The following is a 252-nucleotide window of genomic DNA, read 5'->3' as shown; positions in this document are numbered from 1 at the left end:
CGAGGTGCCTTCGAAGATGCGGAAGAGGCGCACGTCACGGTAGAAGCGTTCCACGGCGTATTCGGACATGTAGCCGGCGCCGCCGTGGATCTGGACGGCGCGGTCGGCGACGCGGCCGACCATTTCGGTGGCGTAGAGCTTGCAGCAGGCGGCCTGCATGGTGGTGTTCTCGCCGCGGTCGCGCAGGCGGGCGGCGTCCAGCACCATGCAGCGGGCGGCGTAGAGTTCGGCCTGGCTGTCGGCGATCATGGC

Annotated in this window: 1 protein-coding gene; it reads right to left on the bottom strand. The window is 69.0% G+C overall.

What is annotated here, in order from left to right; genetic code table 11:
• The coding region (locus SB751_RS33340) for an acyl-CoA dehydrogenase family protein (protein WP_410749410.1) at nucleotides 1-252 on the bottom strand (252 nt) is incomplete at both ends.

The sequence above is a fragment of the Cupriavidus sp. SIMBA_020 genome (assembly GCF_046535395.1).
Taxonomy (GTDB): Bacteria; Pseudomonadota; Gammaproteobacteria; order Burkholderiales; family Burkholderiaceae; genus Cupriavidus; species Cupriavidus campinensis.
The sequence above is the reverse complement of the archived record's forward strand: the minus strand, read 5'-3'. Positions and strand labels throughout refer to the sequence as shown.